Origin of the sequence: Ensifer soli (assembly GCF_041928815.1) — a bacterium.
In the GTDB taxonomy this organism is placed as follows: Bacteria; Pseudomonadota; Alphaproteobacteria; order Rhizobiales; family Rhizobiaceae; genus JBHFEI01.
On the sequence record NZ_JBHFEI010000005.1, the window covers coordinates 132,630 to 155,206 of the forward strand.

The following is a 22,577-nucleotide window of genomic DNA, read 5'->3' on the forward strand; positions in this document are numbered from 1 at the left end:
ACAGGCGGCTTGACGATTATGGACGACGCGGTTCCTTTTGCCAGGATGAACGGGATCGGAAACAGGATCCTCGTCGCCGACATGCGCGGCCGCAGCGACCGGGTGACGCCGGAGGCCGCCATCGCGCTCAACGCCGATCCGCAGACGCGGTTCGACCAGATCATGGCGATCCACGATCCGCGCGCGCAAGGGACGGACGCCTTCATCGACATCGTCAATTCCGACGGATCGCGGGCCCAGGCCTGCGGCAACGGCACGCGCTGCGTCGTGCAGGCGCTCGCCGCCGAGACCGGTCGCACTACTTTCCTGCTGCAGACCGTCGCCGGGCTGATCGAGGCGCGCGAACACGAGGACGGGATGATCTCCGTCGATCTCGGCGCCCCGCGCTTCGGCTGGCGCGACATCCCGCTGTCGGAGGAGTTTCACGACACACGCCGCATCGAGCTGCAGATCGGCCCGATCGACGCGCCGGTCCTGCACTCGCCCTCGGTCGTCTCGATGGGCAATCCGCATGCGGTGTTCTTCGTCGATCGCGACGTGTTCAGCTACGACCTCGACCGGTTCGGCCCGCTGCTCGAAAACCACCCGATGTTTCCGGAGCGCGCCAACATCTCGCTCGCCCGCGTGCTTTCGCCGGAAGAGATCCAGCTGCGCACCTGGGAACGGGGCGCCGGGCTGACGCTCGCCTGCGGCTCGGCCGCCTGCGCCGCCGCAGTGTCGGGCGCGCGCACCGGCCGCACCGGCCGCACCGTGACGATCACCGCGCCGAGCGGCGGCAGGCTCACCATCGACTGGCGCGAGAGCGATGACCATGTCGTCATGACCGGCCCGGCCGAATGGGAGTTCTCGGGCATGCTGTCGCCGGTGACCGGCGCATGGCGGCGCGAGGCTGAGACGAGCGGAGCCCGCGCCTCTTGAGCGACGTCGAGATCATCACCTTCGGCTGCCGCCTCAACACCTACGAATCCGAAGTGATGCGCGAGAAGGCGCAAAGCGTGGGGCTCGCGAACGCGGTGGTCTTCAACACCTGCGCCGTCACCGGCGAGGCGGTACGCCAGGCCCGCCAGGCGATCCGCCGCATGCGGCGCGAACGGCCGGGCGCGCGCATCATCGTCACCGGTTGCGCCGCTCAAGTCGAGAAGGACGCCTTCGCCGGAATGGCCGAGGTCGATGCCGTGCTTGGCAACGAGGAAAAGCTTTCCGTCGACAGCTATCGCAGTTTGCCGGATTTCGGCGTCGCGGCCGAGGAGAAGCTCCGCGTCAACGATATCATGAGCGTGCGGGCGACCGCGCCGCAGATGGTGAAGCATATCGACGGGCATGTGCGCGCCTTCCTGCAGGTGCAGAACGGCTGCGACCACCGCTGCACCTTCTGCGTCATCCCCTATGGCCGCGGCAATTCGCGCTCCGTGCCGATGGGCGCGGTGGTCGACCAGGCCCGGCGTCTCGCCGAAAGCGGCTATGTCGAGGTGGTGCTGACCGGCGTCGACGCGACGAGCTACGGCGCCGACCTGCCGGGAACGCCCTCGCTCGGCCTCCTGGCGAAGACGCTTTTGAAAGAGGTTCCGGAGATCCGCCGCCTCCGGCTGTCGTCGATCGACAGCATCGAGATCGACCGGCACCTGATCGACCTCATCGCCGACGAGCCGCGCTTCATGCCGCATCTGCATCTCTCGCTGCAGCACGGCGACGACCTGATCCTGAAGCGGATGAAGCGCCGGCATTCGAGCGCCGATGCCGAACGCTTCTGCGACGAGGCGCGGCGGCTGCGCCCGGAGATGAGCTTCGGCGCCGACATGATCGCCGGCTTCCCGACGGAGACGGAGGCAATGGCCGACAATGCCGCCCGTCACGCGCAGGCCTGCGGCATCGCCCATCTGCATGTCTTCCCCTACAGTCCCCGTCCCGGAACGCCGGCCGCGCGCATGCCGCAGCTCGACCGCGCCACCGTCAAGGCGCGCGCCGCCCGGCTGCGCGAGACCGGCGCCGCCCTCCTTGCCGCGCATCTGAAGCGCATGCATGGCAGCCGCCAGACCATCCTTGTCGAAAACAACGGGCTGGCGCATACGGAGAATTTCACGCTGGTCGACGCCGCCGGCCTCGCGCCCGGACAGCTTCTCGCCGTCACGATCGGCGGTGACGACGGGCGGCACCTGACGCGGGCGCCGCAGCTGATCGCCGCGGCCTGAAAGAGAAAGAGCCCCGATGGCACTGGGTTTCATCAAGAAGATCTTCTCCTTCGGCAGGGAACAGCCGGCGCCGGCGCCCGAGGAGGAGGCGCGGCCTCTCGACGACGAGGCTGCCGCCGGGCTTCTCGAGCCGGGCCCCGCGGCGGTCGACGACCTGCCCGTGGTCGAGGACGAGCCGGTCGCCGCCGCCGAGATCGACACGGCCGCCGGCCCGTCGCCGGACCTGACGGAGAGGGTAGAGCCGGCGACGGGAGAAACAGATCCACCGCCCGTCCAGCCCGCGCCGCCGATCGAGCCGGAGCCGGCGAGCGACGCAGCGCTGCCCGGCCCGCAGGCGGAGGCGCCACCTCCCGCGGCCGAGGCGCCTGCGGAAATGGTGCCGGAGCCCGATCCCGTCGAGGAGATCGTCCCGCCCCTGCCGGAGGAGCCGAGCGGAGCGATCGCCCTGCCGAAGGGTTTCGCGACCGCCGAAGACGGCGACGACGGCGACACGGACGCCGCGCCCGTTGCGAAGCGCAACTGGTACCAGCGGCTGCGCGACGGGCTCGCCCGCACCTCCTCGCAGCTGACCGGCCAGATCACCGGCCTCTTCACCAAGCGCAAGCTCGACGACGAGACGTTGCAGGATCTTGAGGACCTGCTGATCCAGGCCGATCTCGGCGTCGAAACGGCGATGCGCATCACCGACACGCTCGCCTCCGAGCGCTACGGCAAGGACGTCTCGAGCGGCGACGTCAGCCGCATCATGGCCGGCGAGATCACAAAGGTGCTCGGTCCGGTCGCAAGGCCCCTCCAGCTTGATCTCTCGCACAAGCCGCATGTCATCCTCGTCGTCGGCGTCAACGGCACGGGCAAGACGACGACGATCGGCAAGCTCGCGGCCAAGCTCTCGCGCGCCGGCCTCAAGGTGACGCTCGCCGCCGGCGACACGTTCCGCGCGGCGGCGATCGAACAATTGAAGATCTGGGCCGAACGGACGCAGTCGCACATCGTCTCCTCGAAGCTCGGCGCCGATGCGGCGGGCCTTGCCTACGAGGCCTTCGAGCAGGCGCGCGCGCGGAAGAGCGACGTGCTGATCATCGACACGGCCGGCCGGCTGCAGAACAAGGCCGAACTGATGGCCGAGCTGGAGAAGATCGTCCGCGTGCTCGGCAAGCTCGACCCCGACGCGCCGCACACCGTGTTGCAGACACTCGACGCCACCACCGGCCAGAACGCGATGAACCAAGTCGAGATCTTCCGCAACGTCGCCGGCGTCAACGGGCTGATCATGACCAAGCTGGACGGGACCGCGCGCGGCGGCATCCTCGTCGCGATCGCAGCGAAACACCGGCTGCCGGTCTATTTCGTCGGCGTCGGCGAGGGCATCGACGACCTCGAACCGTTCGAGGCAAAAGATTTCGCCGAGGCGATCGCAGGAGTGACCCCATGAACGAGAAACAGTCCGAGACCTCCGACATGGCCGGCCTCTCCAACGTTCCCGACGCGAAGGTGAGCCCGCTGCTGAAGCTCGCGCTCGAGCTCGGGCCACTCGTGGTCTTCTTCTTCGCCAATTCGCGCGGCGAGTGGCTGGCCGGGCATTTCCCGGTGCTGGCAGAACTCGGCGGGCCGATCTTCATCGCTACCGGCCTGTTCATGGCCGCGACCGCGATCGCGCTCGCCGTCTCCTGGATGCTGACCCGCACCCTGCCGATGATGCCGCTGATCTCCGGCATCATCGTCTTCGTCTTCGGCGCGCTGACGCTCTGGCTGCAGAACGACACCTTCATCAAGATGAAGCCGACCATCGTCAACGCGCTGTTCGGCGCCATCCTTCTCGGCGGCCTCCTGTTCGGCAAGTCGCTGCTCGGCTACGTCTTCCACTCCGCCTTCCGCCTCGACGAGGCCGGCTGGCGCAAGCTGACGCTGCGCTGGGGCGTGTTCTTCTTCGTGCTGGCGGTGCTGAACGAGGTCGTCTGGCGCCATTTCAGCACCGATGCCTGGGTCGCCTTCAAGGTCTGGGGCACGATGCCGATCACCGTCGCCTTCACGCTCGCGCAGATGCCGCTGATCATGCGCCATTCGCTCGACCGCGACGAGGAGGCGGCCAAGCCGTGAGCGCCGCCGTCCCGGGCCAGCCCGACAGGCGGGCGGTGGTCTTCCTCGCATCCTGCCTCGCCGTCCTCCTCTTGCAGATCCTCGTCGAGCGGCTGATGGGGCGGGTCTGGATCTGCGAGTGCGGCACGGTAAAGCTCTGGGAAGGCGCCGTCCGGTCGAGCGGCAATTCGCAGCATCTCAGCGACTGGTACACGCCGTCGCACATCATCCACGGCTTTCTCCTCTACGGCCTCGGGCACCTGCTGATGCCCCGCCAGCCGCTCGCGGCGAAGCTGCTTCTGGCGACCGTCGTCGAGACCGCCTGGGAGATCCTCGAGAACACGCCGCGCGTCATCGACCGCTACCGGGCCGCGACCGTCTCGCTCGACTATTACGGCGACAGCATCCTCAACTCGACCATGGACACGCTGTTCATGGCCGCGGGCGTCCTCTTTGCCGCACGTATGCCGGTCGCGGTGACGATCACTCTCGCCGTTTTCTTCGAGCTCCTCACCGGCTGGATCATCCGCGACAATCTCACGCTCAACGTGCTGATGCTCGTCTGGCCGCTCGACGCGGTGAAGGCATGGCAGGGCGCGATCTAGAGCAGGTCCAGCCGAAACGGGATCGCTTCGGCGTCGGAGACTGCGACAAAAGAAGAATTTAGAGCAATTCCCGTCAGATCCGGAACGGATTTGACGCCCTGACGATAGGTTGAAACAAGGAGCTGGAGCATATCCTGTGAACTGGCGTTCGGCCGGACATGCTTGTCTCAGAGGCTTCCCCGAAAAGAATTGAGTGATTTCAGTCGGTTGCGATTCCTTTGGATTTGCGAAGATTAACAAGATGGCCTGGACTGAAGCCACCCCGGGGCCATATGTGCGTTGGACGAGCCGGTCTGCAAGCGACGTTACAGATCGCGAATGGGAACTTGTTGCCCTTTCATGCCGGCGCCATGTCGTCTGGGCCGTCCGTGCAAGACCGAACTGCGCGATGTCTTGAACGCTCTTCTCCATATTGCTTCGACAGGCTGCCAGCGGTGGGTGCTGCCGAGGGACTTTGCGCCCTGTTCGACGGTGCAGCGGTATTTCTATGAATGGCGCGCGATGGGCCTTTGGCTTCGGATCAACCACCACCTCGTCATGGAGGCACGGGAACGGGAGGCACGCGAACGGGAGGGGAAAGAGGCATCTCCGACGGCCGGCGCCATCGACATCCGTCCGCCAACCGCCCGAACCCACGATCCGGATATCCCCGTCACGATCACCGGACCGAAAGCGATTCGACCTTTTCGCCGTTTCTCCGATCGTCCTGAAGGGGCTCAACCCATATCGCATGCAGGACGGTGACCGGAGACGTCCGCAAGACTTTGGCGATCAGCGCAAGAACCTTGCAGGGTCGGCCGAGGAAACTCATGTCCATCGGATGGGCACGTGGTGACGACCTTGAAGGACGGGATCGGCCTGCCTCATGACGGTCACTTCGAAACGGGCAGGCCATCTCGCATGCGGCTTCATTCCTGCTCGGCCATGCGATAGCCCACGCCCGGTTCCGTCCGCACGATCCGGGGCTGGGTCGGGTCGCGCTCGATCTTCTGGCGGAGCTGGCCGATGAACACCCGGAGATAGTGCAGGTCATCGCCATGGGCGGGGCCCCAGACGGAGGTCAGCAGGGCGCGGTGCGTGACGACGCGTCCCGCATGGCGGGCCAGCAGCAGCAGCAGGTCGTATTCCTTCGGCGTCAGATGGACGGTCTCGTTCTCCCGCGACACGAGCCGCCTGACCGGATCGATCGTCAAGCCATCGACCTCCACGACGGTCGGGATGGCATCGCGACGGCCGCGATGGCGCAGCGCGGTGCGGATGCGGGCCGTGAGTTCGCCTATCCCGAAGGGTTTTTCCACGTAGTCGTCGGCGCCCAGATCCAGCGCTGCGATCTTCTCGCTCTCGCGATCACGGGCCGAAAGGATGACGATCGGGATGTCCGACCAGCCTCTGAGGGCGGCAATCACCTCCTTGCCATCCACATCCGGCAGGCCGAGATCGAGGATGACGAGGTCCGGCGCCCGGGTCGCGACGGCCTTCAGCGCGTCCGCACCCGTCGCGGCCTCGACGACCTCATATCCGGCGGCCGTCAGCGAGGGTTTCAGGAAGCGCTGAATCTGCGGCTCGTCGTCGACGACCAGGATACGGGGCCGGCTCATGGTGTCCCGCCCCTCGCGTCGCCTGCCGGAAACCGCATGACGATGCGCGTGCCCCTCTTCTTCATCGCCGGGCTCTCCGCATGGATCCTGCCGCCCATCGCCTCGACGAAGCCTCGTGCTATGGAAAGACCGAGCCCGGTGCCGGGCGCACGCCCGTCCGGCTTTCCCCTGCGATAGAATTTTTCGAAGATCCGGTCCAGATCATCCGGCGGAATGCCCTTGCCGAGATCGGTGACCGAGATCAGCACGTCCTTGCCGTCCGGTCGGGCATAGACATTGACCGGATCGTCGCCACCGTATTTCACGGCATTGTCGAGAAGGTTGAACAGGATCTGGCCGATCAGCACGCTGTCTCCCCGGATCAGGGGAAGATCCGCCGCGATTCCCGTCTGGATCACGCGTCCCGGCGCGTGTTTGCGGGTGCGCTCGACGGCGGATTGTACCACGTCGGCGATATCGACCCAGTCCTGTTTCGGCTTCAGCGTTCCGGCCTCGATACGGGTCATGTCGAGCAGATTGGCGACGAAGCGGCTCATGCGGCCGCTCTCTTCCTCGATCGACTGGAGAAGGTCATCGCGGTCTTCAGCCGTCATGCGCCCGCCGAGTTCACGCAGCCCGGTGACGGCACCGGTGATCGTCGCAAGCGGCGTGCGCAGATCATGCGAGATCGAGGACAACAGGGCATCGCGATACCGTTCTCCTTCGAGCCTTGCCGCCTGCGCGACGGTTTCGTCGGCAAGACGCGCCCGGTCGAGCGCGATCGCGGTCTGGTCGAGGACGGCGGTGAGCGAACGTTCGGCGTTGAGGTCGAGCCTGTTCGCGGACCGCTCGATGCCGCAGACCCCGACGATGCCGTGCGGCCCGAGCAGGGGCCGGAATTCGAAACGGCTGTTCGGCAGCGTTCCGGTGCCGTGACCGGCAGGCTCGCGTCTGTCATGCGTCCAGCGGGCGGCCGTCAGATCCGTCACGTCGAGTTCGATGTCCGGCGGCCAGGCGGCGGCCATTTCGAGGTCGCCCTTGCGCGGGACGAGCAGCACCACCTTGCGCTTCAGGCTCGCCTGCAGTTGCGACACGGCGAGCCAGATCGCATCCTCGCCCTTGGCGGTCCCGGCCAGCGTGCGGGAGAAATCGTAGAGCGCCTGAAGCGCCGTCGCCCTCACCCGTGCCACCTCCGCCTGCTCGCGGATGCGGGACGCAAGGCCACCGGCGACCATCGCCACCGCAAGGAAGATGAAGAGCGCGAAGACTTCGTGCGGAGCGGCGATCGTGAAGGTATAAACAGGATCGATGAAGAAGAAATTGTAGGCGAGCGCCGAAAGCGCGGCGGCGAGGAAGGCCGAGACGTAGCCGCCGGTCAAAGATGCGCCCAGCACCGCGAGCAGAAACAGGAGCGAGATATTCGGCAGGTCCACGAAGATCTCCATGCCTTTGCCGATCAGCGTCGTCAGCGTGACGAAGCCCATCGCCGACAGCACTGCGGAGCGCAACGTTTCGGCGCGCGGAGCGCGGCGCGAATGGCGCAAAGCCGTGCCGGAGGGGCGTTCCGCAGTGACGATGTGAACACCGAGACCCGAGGCCTCGTGCGCGAGCGCATCCGGCAGCGACCGGCTGAAGAGCCTTTGCCAGCGGCTGCGCTTGCGCCCGCCAATCACGATTTGGGTGACATGCTCGCGGCGGGCGAGTCTCAGGATCTCCTCGACGAAATCCGTGCCGACGACCCGGCGCGTGTCCGCGCCGAGCTGTTCGGCAAGACGGAACAGCGTCTCGATCCGCCGCAGACGGTCCGGCGTCTCGACGTCCCGGTCGGCCCGTTCGATGGAGACGACCAACCAGGGGGCGTTGAGGCCGGAGGCGAGCCGGCTTGCCACGCGCACAACCTTTTCGGACACAGCGTCCGAGCCGACGCAGACCAGAAGCCGCTCACCCGTCGCCCAGGGGCCGCTGATGGCGTTCTGCCTGAGATAGTCGACCATCTGGTCGTCGACGCGGTCGGCCGTGCGGCGAAGCGCCAGTTCCCTGAGGGCCGTCAGATTGCCGAGGCGGAAGAAGCGGTCGACCGCGCGGTCGGCGCTTTCGGGCAGGTAGACCTTGCCGTCCTTCAGCCGCTCGATGAGTTCGGAGGGGGCGAGATCGACCAGCAGCACGTCGTCGGCCCGCTTGAGCACGATGTCCGGCACACGCTCGCGCACGGTGACGCCGGTGATCTGCGCGACAAGATCGGCGAGGCTCTCGAGATGCTGGATGTTGAGCGCCGTCCAGACATCGATGCCGGCGGCGATCAGTTCCTCGATGTCCTGATGCCGCTTCGGATGGCGGCTGTCGTCGGGATTGGAATGGGCGAGTTCGTCGACGATGAGAATGCGGGGGCGCCGCCCGAGCGCCGCGTCGAGATCGAACGCCTCGAGGATCCGGCCGCGATGGGCCACCCGGCGGCGGGGCAGGATCTCGAGCCCGTCGAGCAGGGCCGCCGTCTCGCTGCGGCCGTGGGTCTCGATGAGCCCGACGACGACATCGATGCCGTCGGCCTTCAGGCGCCTGGCCCGCGACAGCATCGCATAGGTCTTGCCGACGCCGGGTGCGGCACCCAGAAAAACGGTCAGCTTGCCCCGGCGGTCCTGGTCCGCCAGGGCAAGCAGAGCATCGGGATCGGGACGCCGGTCGTCCCTGCGGTCGTCGTCCGCCATTCCAACACTCACATCTTCAGGGCATCGAGCGCCAGGTTAAGCTCTAGCACGTTGATCCTTGCTTCGCCGATAACGCCGAAGGTCGGGGTTTCCGTCTGCCGCGCGACGAGCGCTGCGACGGCAGCAGGCGCCAGTCCCCGCGCCGTTGCAACGCGGGCCACCTGGGCCTGCGCGAAGGCCGGCGAGACATGCGGGTCGAGGCCGGAGCCGGAGGCCGTCACCGCATCGGCCGGGACCGGTTTTACGATGCCGGTTTCGGCCAGGCGCGAGATATCGGCAGCCACCCGATCCCTCAGCGTGGCCGAGGTCGTGCCGAGGTTCGAGCCGGAGGACGCCGCCGCATTGTAGGGGTCAGGTCCCGTCGCCGAGGGACGCGGCCAGAAGTAGCGGTCCGAGGTGAAGGCCTGGCCGATGAGGGCCGAGCCGACCACCGTGCCGTCCCGTTCGATCAGGCTGCCACCGGCCCTGGAAGGCAGGACGGCCTGGGCAATGCCGTTGATCGCCAGCGGATAGGCAAGACCGGTGAGCACGATCATGGCGACGACCAGGGTGAGGGCGGGTCTGAGTTGGTTCAACATGATTACACCAGATGAAGGGCGCTGACGGCGAGGTCGATGAGCTTGATGCCGGCGAAAGGCAGGATCAGGCCGCCGATGCCGTAGACCAGGAGATTGCGGCGGAGCAGCGAGGCGGCACCGGCAGGGCGATAGGCAACGCCCTTCAAAGCCAGCGGGATCAGCGCGACGATGATCAGCGCGTTGAAGACGACCGCCGACAGGATCGCCGATTGCGGCGAGGCAAGGCCCATGATGTTCAGGGCATCCAGCGCCGGATAGGTCGCCACGAACAGCGCCGGGATGATGGCGAAGTATTTGGCGACGTCATTGGCGATCGAGAAGGTGGTAAGCGACCCCCGTGTCATCAGCAGCTGCTTGCCGATCTCGACGATCTCGATGAGCTTTGTCGGGCTGGAATCCAGATCCACCATGTTGGCGGCCTCGCGGGCAGCCTGGGTGCCGGTCTGCATGGCGACCCCGACATCGGCCTGGGCGAGCGCCGGGGCGTCGTTGGTGCCGTCGCCGCACATCGCGATCAGGCGGCCGCCCTGCTGCTCACGGCGGATATAGGCGAGCTTGTCCTCCGGGGTCGCCCCGGCGAGGAAGTCGTCGACGCCGGCTTCCGAGGCAATCGCCGCCGCGGTCACCGGATTGTCGCCGGTGACCATGACCGTGCGGATGCCCATCGCGCGCAGTGCGGCGAAGCGCTCCTTAATGCCGGGTTTCACAACGTCCTTGAGATGGATGACGCCGAGCAGGCGGTCCCCATCGGCAACGCCGAGCGGCGTGCCCCCGGTTCGGGCGACCTGATCGACGGCGCGGCGGAATTCCGCCGGGGCATCCTGTTCGGTGAGGCCTGCAAACGTCAGCACGGCGTCGACGGCGCCCTTGCGCAGCCGGCGCTGGCCGATATCGACGCCCGAAAGCCGGGTTTCGGCGGTGAACCCGATGACGGCGTCGAACTCCGCCTTCGGCATGGGAACACCAAACTCGCCCGTGGCGAGTGCGACGATCGAGCGTCCTTCGGGCGTTTCGTCGGAAAGCGAGGCCATCAGGGCGGCTTCGGCCAGTTCCGTCGGCGTGATGCCGGGGGCGGCGAGCAGGTCGCTCGCCATACGGTTGCCGAAGGTGATGGTGCCTGTCTTGTCGAGGAGCAGCGTATCTACATCGCCTGCTGCCTCGACGGCACGGCCGGACGTGGCGATCACATTGAAGCGCACCAGTCGGTCCATGCCGGCAATGCCGATGGCCGAGAGCAGGCCGCCGATCGTGGTGGGGATCAGCGTGACGAGCAGGGCTGCGAGCACCGTCACGGAGAGCACCGTGCCGGAATAGCCGGCAAGGCCCCAGATCGCCACGCAGACGAAGAGGAAGATCAGCGTCAGGCCCGAAAGCAGGATCGACAGCGCGATCTCGTTCGGGGTCTTCTGGCGCTGCGCCCCCTCGATCAGCGCGATCATGCGATCGACGAAGGAGGAGCCGGGCTGAACCGTGATCCTGATCGTGATCTCGTCGGAGAGCACCTGGGTGCCGCCCGTGACCGCCGAACGATCGCCGCCGGATTCGCGGATGACCGGCGCGGATTCGCCGGTGATGGCGCTCTCGTTGACCGAGGCGATCCCCTCGATCACCTCGCCGTCTCCCGGGATCAGCTCCCCGGCCGCGACCAGCACCCTGTCGCCGACCCGGAGGCTGGAGGCCGGGACCGTTTCCGTCTTGCCGCCGGGGGCGAGCCGGCGGGCGACGAGGTCGGATTTGGTCTTCTTCAGGCTGTCGGCCTGGGCGCGGCCACGGCCTTCCGCCACGGCTTCCGCGAACGTGGCAAACAGCACGGTGAACCAGAGCCAGGCGGCGATCTGGCCGGAGAAACCGGCCTTGCCCGGATCGACGGCGAGGTCGCGGATGAAGAGGATCGTCACGACGAGGGCGACGACTTCGGTGACGAAGATGACCGGATTGCGCAGCAGCGTGCGTGGATCGAGCTTGACGACGGCATCGCGCATCGCCGGCAACAGGATCGACGGGTCGAGGAGGCCGGAAGCCCTGGAGTCTCTGGACATGGTGTTTCCCTAAAAGGTCTGGCCGGCGAGCATGGCGAAGTGTTCGACGATCGGGCCGAGCACCAGGGCCGGCAGGAATTGCAGGCCGCCGAGAATGAGGATGATGCCGATCAGCAGGCCGACGAAGAGCGGACCGTCGGTCGGAAAGGTCCCTTCGGACGCCGGCGACTTGACCTTGATCGCGAGCGATCCGGCGATCGCCATGACCGGCACGACATAGGCGAAGCGGCCAAGCAGCATCGCGATGCCGAGCGTGGTGTTGTACCAGGCCGTGTTGCCGGTGAGCCCGCCGAAGGCCGAGCCGTTGTTGCCGGCAGCCGACGTATAGGCATAGAGGATTTCCGACAGACCGTGCGGACCTGCAGTTCCGACGCTCGCCACCGCGAAGGGCAGCATGGCCGAGACCGCTGTGAAGCCGAGGATGACGAGCGGCAGGATGAGCACGGCGAGGATGGCGAACGTCATCTCGCGCGCCTCGATCTTCTTGCCGAGGAATTCCGGCGTGCGCCCGACCATCAGGCCGGCGACGAAGACCGACAGCAGCGCGAAGACCAGCATGCCGTAAAGACCGGAGCCGACGCCGCCCGGCAGCACTTCGCCGAGCTGGATGAGAAACATCGGAACGAGGCCGCCGAGCCCGGTGAACGAGCCATGCATGGCGTTGACGCCGCCGTTCGAAAGGCCAGTCGTGACGGCGGCATAAAGCGCGGTCATGGCCTGGCCGAAGCGGACCTCCTTGCCCTCCATGTTGCCGAGTGCTGGATCGACGCCGATCGCCGTCAGCACGGCATTGCCCTCGGCCTCGGCCCAGTAGGTGGCCGCCACGCCGGCGATCAGCAGGACCGCCATGGCCGAGATCAGAGCCCAGCCCTGTCGACGGTTGCCGACCATCTGGCCGAAGGTGTAGACGAGGGCCGCCGGGATCGACAGCATGGCGAAGATGTTGAGAGCATTCGACCAGGCGGTCGGGTTCTCGAAAGGGTGGGCGGCATTGACGTTGAAGAAGCCGCCGCCATTGGTGCCGAGCTGCTTGATCGCTTCCTGGGACGCGACCGGCCCAAGCGAGATCACCTGAGGGGCGCCTTCGAGCGTCGTCGCCGTCACCGAGGCGTCGAGCGTCTGCGGCAGTCCCATGGCGACGAAGGCGAGCGCGACGACCATCGCAAGCGGCAGCAGCACGTAGAGGGTCGCTCGCGTCATGTCGACCCAGAAGTTGCCGAGTGTCGCGACCCTGGAGCGCGCCAGCGCCCGGATCACGGCCACCGCAAGCGCCATGCCGGTCGCGGCCGAGACGAAGTTCTGCACGGTCAGGCCGGCCATCTGGGAGAAATGGCTCATCGTCGTCTCGCCGGCATAGTTCTGCCAGTTGGTGTTGGTGACGAAGGAGACCGCGGTGTTGAAGGCGAGATCCGCAGGAACGGCCGGAAAGCCCTGCGGATTGAGCGGCAGATAGGCCTGCAGCCGCAGCATGGCATAGAGCGCCAGGAAGCCCGCCAGCGAGAAGGCGAGCATGGCAAGCGTATAGCCGAGCCAGCTCTGTTCCTTTTCGGGGTTGATGCCGCCCACGCGGTAAAGGCCGTGTTCCACACGGAAAAGCACGGGGGACAGAAGGGTCCGCTCGCCGGAAAAGACCCGTGCCATGTAGAGGCCGAGGGGCTTGATCGTCATGAGAACGGCAAGGAGGAGGAGGCTGATCTGCAGCCATCCGACAAGGGTCATGGATCTGCCCCCGGTCAGAAGCGCTCGGGACGCAAGAGCGTCACGACGAGGTAGATGCCAAGGCCGATGGCGACGGCGAGGCCGAAAAGAGGTTCAAGCATCGGCCCTGTCCTCACAGCCGCTCGAGGATGCGGGCATAGAGCGCCAGCATGAGAAACGTGCCGGACCCAAGCGCGATGAAGATGACGTCGGACATATCCCGTGTCTCCTGTTGATACTGAGACAGGAGTAAGGGCTGATGGGGTCAGGCTTCGATGGGGAAGGACGGGGAAGGATATAAAGAAAAGATAAGGTTGCACCCGCGAGGCTGACGGAAGAGATGCGACCGCTTGTGACAGCGAGGGAGAGTTTGCGACAGAAACGGCGAGATCACCTCCCCAATTAATTCTGTACGCGTGGGTTCGCTCATCCGGGCGAGACGCACCGGACGCGATCTTCTCAGGAACTCCAGGTCCTGAAGCGGGCCGGAACCGCGCGAAAACGTCACCATGCAGAAGGCAAGGGGGATCAAAGACCTAGCCGGTCTGTTGGGACACATGCTCCAAGGCAAGGGCGATGCCCTGTCCGACACCGATGCACATCGTTGCCAGTGCGAATCGTTTGCGCGTGAGAGACAGTTCGAGAGCCGCGGTTCCGGCGATACGCGCGCCTGACATGCCGAGGGGATGCCCCAAGGCGATCGCGCCGCCGTTCACGTTCACACGCGCGTCGTCGTCCGCCACGTCGAGCTGCCGCAGCGTTGCCAGGCCTTGGCTGGCAAACGCCTCGTTGAGCTCGATGACGTCGAAGCGATCCAGCGTCATTCCCAGGCGGTCCAGCAGTTTTCGCGTGGCGGCCACGGGACCGATCCCCATGACGCGGGGCGGGACTCCGGCCGCCGCTCCGCCCAGGATACGGGCGAGGGGCGTGAGGCCATGCCGCTTCACCGCCGGGGCGGAGGCAACCAGCAGCGCCGCCGCACCGTCATTGACGCCGGACGCATTTCCGGCGGTCACGGTGGCGTTCCCGTGGCGATTGACCGGCCTCAACGCGGCAAGCGACTGAAGGCTCGTAGCGCGGGGGTGCTCGTCACGCTCCACCACCCGTGCCTCGCCCTTCCTTTGCGGAACGGATACGGGCGCGATCTCGCGGGCCAAGCGGCCGGCTGCCTGGGCGCGCGCGGCCTTTTCCTGGCTGCGCAGGGCAAACCTGTCCTGATCCTCTCGCGGGATGCCGTAGTCCTCCGCCACATTGTCGCCGGTCTCGGGCATCGAATGGACACCATAAAGCGCCTCCATCACGGGATTGACGAAGCGCCAGCCGATGGTGGTGTCGTGAATCTCGACATGCCGCGAAAACGCGGTTTCCGCCTTGGGCAGGACGAAGGGCGCCCGGCTCATGCTCTCCACGCCGCCCGCGATGACCAGGTCCGCCTCCCCCGACAGGATCGCCCGCGCCGCCGTGATCACCGCATCCATTCCCGACCCGCAGAGCCGGTTGATGGTCGTTCCGGGTATCGAGACAGGCAAGCCCGCAAGGAGCAGCGACATGCGGGCGACATTGCGGTTGTCCTCGCCCGCCTGGTTGGCGCATCCAAGGACCACATCGTCGACGGCATCCCAGTCGGCGCCGCTGCTGCGCGCGATCAGCGCCTTCAAGCTGGCGGCGGCCAGATCGTCGGGCCGGACCGTGGACAGCGCACCGCCGAAACGACCAATCGGCGTGCGGATATAGTCGCAGATATAGGCATCTCTCATGCGTGTGTCCTTGCTCCGCCCTCATGGCGATCACGGCAGGCGGCGGAGCGCCGCCCGTCCCTGCATTCGCCCTGCCTGCCCTCATTCAGTCGGCGAAGGCGGGGTCGAGCTTGTGGGCAAGGCGCAGGAGGCCCGGCCATTCGTGCCGGCCCGGTGCGAAATCGTCGATCAGCTGCCTGCGCGTGTGCTCCAGCACGTCCGGCGGAATGACCTGATAGGGGGCGCCGGTAGAGAGAAGCTTGACCTGCACCCGGCAGGCCTGGTTCAGCCAGTACATCCGCATGAACGCCTCCGCCACGTCGCGCCCGACGGTGAGGAGCCCATGGTTCTGGAGGATGAGGCAGTTCTTGTCGCCAAGATTGCGCGCCATGCGCTCGCGCTCCGAGAGGTCGTCGGAGACGCCTTCATAGGGATGGAAGGCGACGTCGCCGTAGACATAGGCATTGTCGCCGACGAGCGGCAGGAGCCCGTCCTTCATGGCGGCGACCACCAGCCCGTCATCCGTGTGGGTGTGGAAGACCGCGCCGATCCCGTCGCGCGCGCGGTGGATGGCGCTGTGGATGACGAAACCGGCGACCGGGACGTTGTCGGGGCCGTCGATGATCGTGCCGTCCTTGTCGACCTTCACCAGGTTGGACGCGGTGATCTCGTCGAACCGCAATCCGTTCTGGTTGATCAGGAAATGCTCGGCCGATCCCGGCACTTTCGCCGTGATGTGGTTCCATGTGACGAGGCTCCAGCCGAAATGGTCGGCGAGGCGGAAGCACGCCGCGAGATCGATGCGCGCCCGGCGCTCCTCTTCACTCATCGACGAGGCGACGGGTTCTGCTGGCATGAGGGTCATACGATCTGCCTTTCGAGTGGGGTTTCGTTAGGCCGCATCCAGCGTCGCGCCGGGGACGGCAGACAGGAGATGGCGGACATAGGGATGGAACGGCGGCCGGAAGACCTTTTCGGTCTCGTCGGCGACGACGATCTCGCCGTCCTTCAGCACCGTGACCCGGTCGGCAATCGATCGGACGACGGCGAGGTCATGGGAAATGAACAGGATGGTGAGGCCGAACTCCCGGCGCAGCCTGACGAGGAGGTCGAGGATCTCCGCCTGCACGGAGACGTCGAGCGCCGTCAGGACTTCGTCGCAGATCAGGATTTTCGGACGCGAGATCAGCGCACGGGCAATGGCGACGCGCTGGCGCTGGCCGCCGGAAAGTTCGTGCGGATAGCGGCGGGCAAAGGCGGCCGGGAGGGCCACCTCGGCGAGACCGGCCTCCACGCGCCGCGCCGCCTCCCGGCCGCCGACCCGCTCGAAGGACGACAGGGCGTCGGCGAGAATGCTGCCGACCCGCCGGCGCGGATTGAGGGACAGGTCCGGATTCTGGAAGACGAAGCCGATTTGGCGCAGCACATCCTTGCCGCGCCGGCGCAACGCGCCGGGCAGCGGGACGCCGGCCAGTTCCATGCGTCCGTCGGAGGGGCTCACCAGTCCGGCGAGCGCGCGCGCAAGCGTCGACTTCCCGCTGCCGGATTCGCCGACAAGAGCACAGATCTCCCCCTCGCCGATCGACAGGCTGATTTCATTGAGTGCCCGGTGCGGCGCGCCGGTCGAAAGGCCGATCTGGCTGGTGGTGCTGTAGTCGACGACCAGCCTGTCAAAGCGCAGCGCCGTCGGAGCCGTGGACGCGTCCGGATCCGCGTCCGCGTCCGGGGAGCGCCCCTCGACGCTGGGGACGCAGGACAGAAGATGGCGCGTATAGTCGTGGCGCGGCGCGGAAAAGACCGTTTCGAGGGGTCCCGTCTCCACCACGACGCCCCTCTTCATCACCGCGACATGGGTCGCGATTTCACGCAGCAGGGGCAGGTCGTGGGTGACGTAGAGCATGGCCACGCGGTTCCGGTCGCGGATGGAGCGTAGGAGGGAGAGAATGCCCTTCTGGGTCGACGTGTCGAGGCCCGTCGTCGGCTCGTCCAGCACGATGACGGACGGTTCGCAGGCGATCGCCATGGCGATCACCACGCGCTGCTGCTGCCCGCCGGAGAGCTCGTGGGGGTAGCGGTCGAAGATGCGGGCAGGGTTCGGCAGGCCCACCTGTCCGAGCAACGCCAGCGCCCTGTCGCGGGCGTCGGTCCGCGTCACCGAGCCGAGATGATGCCGGATCATTTCCGTCATCAGGCTGCCGACCCTGCGCGTCGGGTTGAGGGCGGCGCCGGGATTCTGGGGTACATAGGCGATGCCGTTGCCGCGCAAACCGGACAGTTCGACCGGATCGAGCCGCAGGATATCCCTGCCGCCGAAGTCGATCGATCCGCCCTCAAGAACCGCCGCCTTCGGACGGTAGCCGAGCGCATGCAGGGCGACCGTCGTCTTCCCCGATCCCGATTCCCCCACCAGGCCCATGACCTGGCCGGCAAAAAGATCGAGGCTCACATCGGACACGACACGGTGCCGGGCGCTGCGGCTTCCGAACGCGATGGAGAGATTGCGGATGGAAAGGAGTGGTTGCATGTCCTAGCCCTTCACGGCGACCTGGAGACCGACGATGCGGGCCAGACCTTCGGTCAGCAGATTGAACCCGACGACCAGCGAGGCGAGCAGCAGTCCCGGCCCGATCACCGTGGCGGGGCTCAGGAACAGCAGCGTCCGGTTCTCGGAGATGATCAGCCCCCATTCGGGCGTCGGCGGGCGGATGCCGAAGCCGAGAAAGCCGAGCGACGCGACCAGGACGGGGGCGTAGGCCGCGCGAAGGGCGAACTCGACGAGAAGCGTGCCGCTGGCATTGGGCAGGATTTCGCGCAGGGCCACGCGCCAGGCCGGCTCGCCGCGAAGCCTGCAGGCAACGACATAGTCGCGCGAGGAAATCTCGATCGCGGCGGCGCGCGCGATCCTGCCGACCCGGGGCGCGAAGACGAAGCCGATGACGGCGATGATGACGGGGATGCTGCCCGCCGCCTCCGCGCTCGACAGGGCCACGATCAGAAGCGCGGTGAAGAGCACGGGAATGCTGATCAGCGCTTCCATCAGCCGGTTGACGACGACGTCGAACACGCCGCCGACATAGCCGCTGACGAGGCCGAGGAAACCGCCGACGAGAAAGCCGAGCACGGTTCCGGACAGCGAGAGGGTGAGCACCAGCCATGCGCCATGCAATGTCCGGCTGAAGACGTCGCGGCCGAGCTGGTCGAGGCCGAAGGGGTGCGGGACGCTGGCGCCCGACAGGGGGATGCCGGCGCCCATCTGCGCGGGCGCATAGGGCGCAAGCCAGGGGCCGAGGACCGACAACAGGAGGTGGCCGAAGACGATCAGCGCGCCGACCCTCAGGCTCGTGGGACTCGTTTCCCACAGGAGGGAGACCTTGCTCATTGCGCCGTCCTTCAGTCTGATCGGTTCCACGGTGTCGGTCACAGCTGCCTCAGCCTCGGATTGAAATAGAGCGTGAGCACATCCACGATGAGATTGCCGGCGATATAGACGCCCGCGGCAATGAGGACGGTGGCCTGGATCACCGGGACGTCGAGCTGCATGAGGGCGCCGACGAGCAACTGGCCGACGCCGGGAAAGGAGAAGACCTGTTCCACCACCACCACGCCGCCGAACAGATAGGTGAGGCTGAGGCTGGTCACCGTCAGGGCCGGCACGAGTGCGTTGGGAAAGGCATGCCGCCATAGGATGGTGCGTTCGCTGATGCCGTTGAGACGCGCCATCTTCACATAGTCGGAATTGAGCACGTCGATCAGGCTGTCGCGCAGGAAACGGGTGGCATAGGTGGCCATGACGAGGGCAATGGTAATGCCGGGGAGAATGAGGGCCCTGAGGATTTCGAGGCCGCTATTGGCACTGTCGATGGTGGATCGTGGCGGCAGGATGGGAAGCCAGCGCGCGAAGACCAGGAGAAGGATGGTGCCGAGGAGAAAATCCGGGACCGACTGGATCGCGAGAGAAAAGCTGGAATAGGCGTTGTCCACCTTGCTGTCGACGTTGAGGGCCTGGATCGTTGCAGGGATGACGGTGATCGGCACGTAGAGCACGAGCACGAACAGCGCCATCAGCGTCGAATTCCAAAGCGCCTTGCCGACAACGGCCGCGACCGGCTGGCCGGTGACGAGGCTGTTGCCGAGGTCTCCCTGAAGAAGGCCCGACAGCCAGCCGAAAAAGCGGCTCGCCAGCGGTTCGTTGAGGCCGAGCCGCTCGCGCAGCAACGCCAACTGCTCCGGATCCGGAGAGCGGCCGAGGATGCGCGTGGCCACATCGCCGGGCAGCACGGCCGTGATAAAATAGACGACCGTGGCGACGATCAGCATCGTGACGATGCTAATCAGGATTCTCCGCGAGACGAACATGACGAGAGGCATATCGAGAACCGATCAGACGGGTTTGCATTCGAACCGGGACCGGACGGCCGGTCCACGGTGATCGGACGGAGAATGTCTCCGCAGGGCGGGAGCCCGCGCGACCGGCGCGAACTCCCGGAAACCCCTATTTGCAGTCGATGTCGGCAAAGGCGATGCGGGTCTCGACATGGGGGACGAAGCCGGTGCAGGTCTTGCGCACGGCGGCCACGAGGGGCGCGAAGACGGGGATGATCGCTCCGCCCTCTTCGGTCAGCATCTTGCCGGCCTCCTGGTAGGCCACCGTCCGCTTTCCGGGGTCCACCTCGCCTGCGGCGGCGTCGAGCAGGTCGTCGAAGGTCTTGTTGTTCCAGTTCGTCTCGTTGAACCGGCCGCCGGTGCGATAGCCGAAATTGTAGGAGGTCGACGGGTGGCGGGCATACCAGTAGGCGAAGAAGAACGGATGCTTCATGTAGGTGTCGTCCCAGTAGCTGGCATTGGGCGCCGTCAGGATGTTGACGGTGATGCCAGCGGGCGCCGCCATCTCCTTGTAGGCCTGGGCCATGACCACGGAGCCGGGAACGAGGTCCTGCGCGCCGGTGTAGAGGTCGACGGTCAGGTCGGAATGACCGGCTTCGGCCAGAAGCGCCTTCGCCTTTTCGATGTCCTGCGGGATCGGCGTCGTCTGGAAGGAGAAGGGGCTCGTCAGCGGGGAGGCGTTGTCGTTGCCGGGCGTGCCGACGCCGACGGTGACGAGGTTCGCCATCGCCACGCGGTCGACCACCAGCTTCATCGCCGTGCGCACGCGGTTGTCGTCGAAGGGCGGCTTGTCCGTCTGCATCGCGAACATCATCAGGATCGCGTTCTGCGCCGGATAGAGGGTGACGTTCTCGTCCGCCTCCAGCGTCGGGATGGTGACGGGATCGGCGGAGGTGACGATATCGGCCGCATTGGTCTGGATCGTTGCCGCGCGCGCCAGCGGATCCGTGCTGCCGGAAAGCTCGATGCAGGGCATTTTCGGTTTCCCGGCCTGCCAGTAATCGGGATTGGCCTGCAGGATCGAGCGCGCGCCGGTGCTGTCGAAATCCTTGATGAGGAAGGGTCCCGTTCCGTAGGACGCCTTCATCAGCTGGTCGTGGGTGGCGCCGCTTTCGATGATGCCCATGGCACGGTTGCCCATGATGAGCGGCAGTTCCACCACGGGCTTGTCGAACACGATCGACACTTCGTACTTGCTCTTGGCCGTGACGTTTTCCGGCTTCAGGCCGGAGAGCTCGGATGCCGCCATGGAAGCCGTCGCCGGGTCGAGGACGCGGCGGACAGTATAGACGACGTCGTCCGCCGTCAGCTCCTTGCCGCTGTGGAACGTCACGCCTTCGCGCAGCGTGAACACCCAGGACTTGCCGTCTTCACTGCTCTCCCAGGATTGCGCCAGCTGAGGCTTGACGACGAAGTCGTTGTCATAGGTGGTCAGGAATTCGTAGGCCGACAGGATATGGACGAAATCCGAGTTCTCGACGAGCTGTGCCGGGTCGATCGTGTGGGTTGCCTTCCATTCGAACGTGACGACACGCAGGCATGCACCGTCCTCAGCCAGCGCCGGCGCCGCCCACAGCAGCGACAGGGTCGCGCAGGTCGACATGGCTTTTCGAAAATCCATCATGCAGGCCTCTCGTGAAAATGTCGTCGGCCATCGGCGGCAGATGCTCCGGCGTTCGACGTCGGGTTTCGGATGCCGGAGATAGTGGGGGCTGCCCCAGGGTCCGGCAAATAGCTTTTGAGCGGACGCGCATCCCCTCGTGGTTATACCGTGACCGGCACCGGCGCCGGGCGCAGAAAGCCTCACAAGAGATTGAAAAATCTTTCATATCCCGAAGTACAGATGGATATCACCCGTCCGCCTCGGCGGCCCGGGCGCGGTTTCCCGACATTTTCCGGCCCGGGGGTTATCGTTCGGCGGCGACAGGCCGGTGAGTGCGGGAGATGCGGGGGCATGGGCCGCCTCCGAAAGCAAACGGGCTTCCGCCGGGCCTAGTAGCCAACGGACCGGTCGACGAGGCAGGACAGCGGCAGACCCTCCTCGATCCGGCGGATCTGCGCCAGGATATTGCGCACCAGGTCGCGCTGCCCGGGATCGCTCGCCATGTGCGGCGAGATCACCACCCGCGGATGCGTCCACAGCCGGCTGTCGCCAGGAAGGGGCTCGGTCTCGAACACGTCGAGGCTGGCGCCGTGGAGCGTACCGTCGTCCAGCGCGGCGAGGATATCGCGCTCGACGTGAAGTCCGCCCCGCCCGGCATTGATGAGCACCGGGCCCGCAAGCCCGGGCCGTCGCGCTAGGCGGGCGAACGTGTCTGCGTTGAGAATGCCGGCGGTGTCGGGCGTCAGCGGCAGCAGGCAGACGAGGATGTCGGTCCGGCGCAGGAACGGGTCGAGGGCCTCGCGCCCGGCATAGGTCTCAAGCCCCTCGATGGCCTTGGCGGACCGGCTCCATCCGGCGACCGCGAAGCCGAGCAGGGTGAGCTTGCGCGCCGCATCCATGCCCAGCGCGCCGAGCCCCATCACGCCCACGCGAACCTCGGACGCCGCAGGCTGGCGCAGGACCTCCCATCGCTTCTCGCGCTGGGCCTGCGCGAGCGCCAGGAACTGCCGGTGATGCAGCAGCACGTTGTGCACGACATATTCGCTCATGCGCATGCTGATCTGCGGATCCACCAGCCGGAGGATCGGGACGTCCGGCAAGGTCGGATCGGCCAGAAGATGGTCGACCCCGGCGGCGAGCGAGACGATGGCCTTCAGCGATCCGAAGCGCGCGAGCGCGCCCTGTGGCGGGCTCCACACCAGCGCGTAGTCGACATCCTCGGCATTGCCCTGGTCCGGCCAGATCCTCAGGTCGACATGCGGCGCCTCGGCCGCGAAGGCCGCCCTCCAGGGATCCGCGTCCCAGCCATCCGCCATGAAAAGCATCGCCATCGTCCGTACCGCTCCCTTTCGCGCACCCTCGCCTCGGCGAAGGGGTGGCGGAACAAT

General features: G+C 66.5%; 18 protein-coding genes and 1 pseudogene. 6 read left to right on the top strand and 13 right to left on the bottom strand.

Annotation, left to right across the window (positions count from 1 at the left end):
• Positions 1–18 precede the first annotated feature (18 nt).
• From dapF to ACEVQ6_RS09525, 6 genes and pseudogenes are all read left to right on the top strand, one after another.
• On the top strand, positions 19–918 hold the full coding sequence (gene dapF, locus ACEVQ6_RS09500) for a diaminopimelate epimerase (RefSeq protein ID WP_374888710.1): 900 nt from the start codon (positions 19–21) through the stop codon (positions 916–918).
• Positions 915–2,189, top strand: a complete 1,275-nt coding sequence (mtaB, locus tag ACEVQ6_RS09505; protein ID WP_374888711.1) for a tRNA (N(6)-L-threonylcarbamoyladenosine(37)-C(2))-methylthiotransferase MtaB — start codon at positions 915–917, stop codon at positions 2,187–2,189. The genes dapF and mtaB overlap by 4 nt, the downstream gene beginning before the upstream one ends.
• Positions 2,190–2,205: 16 nt before the next feature.
• On the top strand, positions 2,206–3,621 hold the full coding sequence (gene ftsY / locus ACEVQ6_RS09510; protein ID WP_374888712.1) for a signal recognition particle-docking protein FtsY: 1,416 nt from the start codon (positions 2,206–2,208) through the stop codon (positions 3,619–3,621).
• A gap of 26 nt (positions 3,622–3,647) precedes the next feature.
• Entirely contained in the window at positions 3,648–4,286 is a 639-nt protein-coding gene (locus ACEVQ6_RS09515; RefSeq protein WP_374888898.1) for a septation protein A, read from the top strand.
• Complete coding sequence (locus ACEVQ6_RS09520) at positions 4,283–4,870, top strand: DUF2585 domain-containing protein (protein ID WP_374888713.1); 588 nt, start codon at positions 4,283–4,285, stop codon at positions 4,868–4,870. The genes ACEVQ6_RS09515 and ACEVQ6_RS09520 overlap by 4 nt, the downstream gene beginning before the upstream one ends.
• Before the next feature lie 241 nt (positions 4,871–5,111).
• Positions 5,112–5,479: pseudogene (locus tag ACEVQ6_RS09525) on the top strand (transposase); the annotation flags it as partial.
• A 299-nt stretch (positions 5,480–5,778) separates the two neighbouring features.
• Here ACEVQ6_RS09525 and ACEVQ6_RS09530 read toward each other — a convergent pair.
• From ACEVQ6_RS09530 to ACEVQ6_RS09590, 13 genes are all read right to left on the bottom strand, one after another.
• Positions 5,779–6,468: a response regulator gene (locus ACEVQ6_RS09530; protein ID WP_374888714.1), complete on the bottom strand. Its 690-nt coding sequence runs from the start codon at positions 6,466–6,468 to the stop codon at positions 5,779–5,781.
• Entirely contained in the window at positions 6,465–9,152 is a 2,688-nt protein-coding gene (locus ACEVQ6_RS09535) for an ATP-binding protein (RefSeq protein WP_374888715.1), read from the bottom strand. The genes ACEVQ6_RS09530 and ACEVQ6_RS09535 overlap by 4 nt, the downstream gene beginning before the upstream one ends.
• 8 nt (positions 9,153–9,160) lie before the next feature.
• A complete protein-coding gene (gene kdpC, locus ACEVQ6_RS09540) occupies positions 9,161–9,730 on the bottom strand; it encodes a potassium-transporting ATPase subunit KdpC (protein ID WP_374888716.1) in 570 nt (189 codons plus the stop codon).
• A 2-nt stretch (positions 9,731–9,732) separates the two neighbouring features.
• On the bottom strand, positions 9,733–11,769 hold the full coding sequence (kdpB, locus tag ACEVQ6_RS09545) for a potassium-transporting ATPase subunit KdpB (protein ID WP_374888717.1): 2,037 nt from the start codon (positions 11,767–11,769) through the stop codon (positions 9,733–9,735).
• Between the two features lie 9 nt (positions 11,770–11,778).
• The gene (gene kdpA, locus ACEVQ6_RS09550) at positions 11,779–13,488 is read right to left on the bottom strand and encodes a potassium-transporting ATPase subunit KdpA (protein WP_374888718.1); all 1,710 of its coding nucleotides are present in this window, start codon (positions 13,486–13,488) and stop codon (positions 11,779–11,781) included.
• A 14-nt stretch (positions 13,489–13,502) separates the two neighbouring features.
• On the bottom strand, positions 13,503–13,589 hold the full coding sequence (gene kdpF / locus ACEVQ6_RS09555) for a K(+)-transporting ATPase subunit F (RefSeq protein WP_374888899.1): 87 nt from the start codon (positions 13,587–13,589) through the stop codon (positions 13,503–13,505).
• 414 nt (positions 13,590–14,003) lie between these two features.
• A complete protein-coding gene (pcaF, locus tag ACEVQ6_RS09560; RefSeq protein WP_374888719.1) occupies positions 14,004–15,224 on the bottom strand; it encodes a 3-oxoadipyl-CoA thiolase in 1,221 nt (406 codons plus the stop codon).
• A gap of 85 nt (positions 15,225–15,309) precedes the next feature.
• Positions 15,310–16,059, bottom strand: a complete 750-nt coding sequence (locus ACEVQ6_RS09565; RefSeq protein ID WP_374888720.1) for a class II aldolase/adducin family protein — start codon at positions 16,057–16,059, stop codon at positions 15,310–15,312.
• Positions 16,060–16,095: 36 nt separating this feature from the next.
• A complete protein-coding gene (locus ACEVQ6_RS09570; RefSeq protein WP_374888721.1) occupies positions 16,096–17,727 on the bottom strand; it encodes a dipeptide ABC transporter ATP-binding protein in 1,632 nt (543 codons plus the stop codon).
• Between the two features lie 3 nt (positions 17,728–17,730).
• Positions 17,731–18,582 (bottom strand): ABC transporter permease, encoded by an 852-nt coding sequence (locus ACEVQ6_RS09575; RefSeq protein ID WP_374888722.1) that lies wholly within the window; start codon positions 18,580–18,582, stop codon positions 17,731–17,733.
• 38 nt (positions 18,583–18,620) lie between these two features.
• Complete coding sequence (locus ACEVQ6_RS09580; RefSeq protein ID WP_374888723.1) at positions 18,621–19,571, bottom strand: ABC transporter permease; 951 nt, start codon at positions 19,569–19,571, stop codon at positions 18,621–18,623.
• Between the two features lie 124 nt (positions 19,572–19,695).
• On the bottom strand, positions 19,696–21,210 hold the full coding sequence (locus tag ACEVQ6_RS09585; protein WP_374888724.1) for an ABC transporter substrate-binding protein: 1,515 nt from the start codon (positions 21,208–21,210) through the stop codon (positions 19,696–19,698).
• 368 nt (positions 21,211–21,578) lie between these two features.
• Positions 21,579–22,520 (bottom strand): 2-hydroxyacid dehydrogenase, encoded by a 942-nt coding sequence (locus tag ACEVQ6_RS09590; RefSeq protein WP_374888725.1) that lies wholly within the window; start codon positions 22,518–22,520, stop codon positions 21,579–21,581.
• Between the last annotated feature and the right edge of the window lie 57 nt (positions 22,521–22,577).